5 protein-coding genes and 1 pseudogene are annotated in these 2,533 nt (G+C 59.8%); all 6 read left to right on the top strand.

Annotation, left to right across the window (positions count from 1 at the left end; all coding sequences use genetic code 11):
* The first annotated feature begins 173 nt into the window (after positions 1 to 173).
* A complete protein-coding gene (locus tag ACOVQ0_RS02490; RefSeq protein ID WP_421879823.1) occupies positions 174 to 437 on the top strand; it encodes a type II toxin-antitoxin system ParD family antitoxin in 264 nt (87 codons plus the stop codon).
* Between the two features lie 137 nt (positions 438 to 574).
* A complete protein-coding gene (locus ACOVQ0_RS02485) occupies positions 575 to 997 on the top strand; it encodes a DUF2442 domain-containing protein (protein WP_421879821.1) in 423 nt (140 codons plus the stop codon).
* 323 nt (positions 998 to 1,320) lie between these two features.
* Positions 1,321 to 1,497: a type II toxin-antitoxin system RelE/ParE family toxin gene (locus tag ACOVQ0_RS02480; protein WP_421879818.1), complete on the top strand. Its 177-nt coding sequence runs from the start codon at positions 1,321 to 1,323 to the stop codon at positions 1,495 to 1,497.
* Complete coding sequence (locus ACOVQ0_RS02475) at positions 1,490 to 1,810, top strand: helix-turn-helix domain-containing protein (RefSeq protein ID WP_421879815.1); 321 nt, start codon at positions 1,490 to 1,492, stop codon at positions 1,808 to 1,810. Before ACOVQ0_RS02480 ends, ACOVQ0_RS02475 begins: the two co-directional genes overlap by 8 nt.
* A 136-nt stretch (positions 1,811 to 1,946) precedes the next feature.
* Positions 1,947 to 2,291 carry a response regulator gene (locus ACOVQ0_RS02470; RefSeq protein ID WP_421879812.1) on the top strand — a complete coding sequence of 115 codons (345 nt, stop codon included), beginning with the start codon at positions 1,947 to 1,949 and terminating at the stop codon, positions 2,289 to 2,291.
* Between the two features lie 111 nt (positions 2,292 to 2,402).
* Positions 2,403 to 2,533 (top strand): annotated as a pseudogene (locus ACOVQ0_RS02465) (IS6 family transposase); the annotation flags it as partial.

Below are 2,533 nucleotides of genomic sequence, written 5' to 3'. Positions count from 1 at the left end.
TCATGCCGCCCCGTAACCCGAACCGGTTTCAGGTCGAGTTCATGTGACAACACCGATTTTGTCGGCCAGGCGCGCCGCAGGTTGGGTCGTGCCCTGTAAGGTTTGTGTCAGGAATCCGATAGGATTGAATGGTGTCGGCTGCTATAAGAGAGGGTAACCGAAGGACGTTCTCCATGCGCACGACCCAATCGCTCAGCATCACGCTGCCCCATGAAATGGCGCAGATGGTGAAGGACAAGGTGGCCTCAGGCGAGTACGCCTCGGAAAGCGAGGTGATCCGGGACGGGCTGCGCACGCTTAGCGCCCGTGACGCTGCCGTTGAGAAATGGTTGAGGGATGAGGTGGTGACGACCTTGGAGGCCATGAAAGCCGACCCGTCGCGGCTCTTGAGCGCCGATCAGACCTGGCAGCAGCTTAGCAAGCACATGGCGAAGTAGCCACGCTCAATGCCACTGCCCGGAAGGGCCGCCTTCGCTGCGCGAGAACTACCGGTTCAAGGCAACCGAACTGACCGAGATCAGTCAGCGGCTCGCTGGCGCGCTTATGCAGCTCTGTGATCAATGGAGAAAGATCCATGGCGATTTCTGAGAAAGACGTTGCTGATGCCGAAGCACGCGCGAACGAGACGCGTCGCGCAGGCTATGCAATCCGCGCACGCTATGACGGCCGCCGCCGACGCATCATCATCGGGCTCGATAGCGGCCTGGAGATCACTGTTCCGGCCGAAATGATCGAGGGTCTGCAGGGAGCGTCGAATGAAGAACTGTCCGAGATTGAGGTCAGCCCGAATGGTTTGGGTCTGCACTGGCAGGCACTCGACGCTGACGTTTATGTGCCGGCGTTGATGAATGGTGTCTTTGGCACGGCTCGGTTCATGTCCGAGACCACCGCAGCCCAAATGATCGGAGCACGGGGCGGACGGTCGAAAAGCAGCGCTAAGGGAGAAGCCGCGCGGAGAAACGGCCAGAAGGGTGGCAGGCCAAGGAAAACGGCCTGAAAGTCGAGCTATTCCCGGTTCTGGCCGAAAACCGACGCTGCCCACTGCCTCCGCCAAAGGCAACGTTGCGCCAGGCCCTGTCGGTAGCAAAGAGCAACCACTCCGTTCGCTGCGGTGGTAAGGCGCAGCGCCAATCTTGAACTATCACACCCAGCATGATCGATAGGTTGAAAGGGAAGGGGAGCCATGCGGGTCTTCAAGAACGCTTGGTTCCTGAAATTCGCCCGCAAGGAGAAGATCTCCGATGCGGCGTCATAAAGCAGCGGGTGGCGCGGCCGGGAGAGGGATGATCGGGCGGCTACCGCACGCTCATCTTCTTCCGGATGGGCACGCGGGCGGTGTTTGCCTTCGGCTTTGCGAAGAACGATCGCGACAACATTGGTGCCGAGGACGAACGCATTTTGAGGTCAACAGCCAAGCTGACACTTGGGCTTTCTGACGCCGAGATCGATGCATTGGTGCAAGCAGGCAAGCTGGAAGAGGTGGATTGCCATGACTGAGAAAGTGTATCGCAGCGAGATCGCCGCCGCCATGCATCAGATGGTGGAAGGCATCGCGAGCGTCGGCTTGGTCGACAAGAAGACCATGCGCGAGTTCGACGAGCGCTGCCTCGTGCCGGTGCCGAAGCTGAGCCCTGAGGAAATCCGGGCGCTACGCGAGCGCGAGGCCGTTTCTCAGCCGGTGTTCGCGCGCTATCTGAACGTCTCGAAGAACCTGGTATCGGACTGGGAGCGAGGCTTGAAGCGCCCTGGCGGCCCGGCGCTGCGGCTGCTGTCGATCGTGCAGAAGAAAGGCCTGGAGGCGATTGCCTGACCGCCTCGACCTTGGCCCAGAACGCCGTCTGAGTAGATTCCGGGCCTGTTAAAAGAAGATCGACCCGGATCGGTTGCAGTGCTTACGAAAAAGGTGGCGCGGTGGCGGAAACGCGAAGACACGCAGTATCCTCGTGGTGGAAGACGACAATCTGGTCGCTGACTTGCTTGGCGAAATGCTTGTCGAAATGGGGCATACCGTCTGCGCGACCGGGTCGACCCAATCTGGTGCGGTGGCGGCGGCGAAGCTCCACAACCCCGATCTGATGATCATCGATCTCATGCTGCGCGAAGGCAATGGGCTGGATGCTGTGGATTTGATCCAGCAGACCCGGCATACTCCGTACGTTCTTGTCAGCGGCGACGCCCTGAAGGTCCTGAAGCAGCGACCAAATGCGGTTGCCATTTTGAAACCCTACACCGAAGCCATACTCGTCGCGGCCATGAACCGCGCGCTTGGTCAAGTGCCGCAGTGGTTGTGAGATGACACTCTCAATCAAGGACAAGACAATCTCGAAGGCCACTGCCAGGCGTACGAACAAGGGTACTGTCAGGTTGACGAAGTGTCGACGAACATCGGCTCTTTGAGCGCAATGATGACGACATCGAAATCCATTGATCGCGGCTACCGGTTCCCGGCCGACGTCATCGAGCAGGCTGTCTGGCTCTATTTCCGTCTTCCGCTCAGCCTGCGGATGGTCGAGGACCTGCTGGCGGCGCGCGG

The sequence above is a fragment of the Novosphingobium sp. genome, assembly GCF_049240505.1.
Taxonomy (GTDB): Bacteria; Pseudomonadota; Alphaproteobacteria; order Sphingomonadales; family Sphingomonadaceae; genus Novosphingobium.
This window is presented reverse-complemented; position numbering and strand designations above follow the sequence as displayed.

Coding starts and splice junctions, on each gene's coding strand:
- ACOVQ0_RS02490 (WP_421879823.1), top strand. CDS start 174: ATGCGCACGACCCAATCGCTCAGCATCACGCTGCCCCATGAAATGGCG.
- ACOVQ0_RS02485 (WP_421879821.1), top strand. CDS start 575: ATGGCGATTTCTGAGAAAGACGTTGCTGATGCCGAAGCACGCGCGAAC.
- ACOVQ0_RS02480 (WP_421879818.1), top strand. CDS start 1,321: ATGGGCACGCGGGCGGTGTTTGCCTTCGGCTTTGCGAAGAACGATCGC.
- ACOVQ0_RS02475 (WP_421879815.1), top strand. CDS start 1,490: ATGACTGAGAAAGTGTATCGCAGCGAGATCGCCGCCGCCATGCATCAG.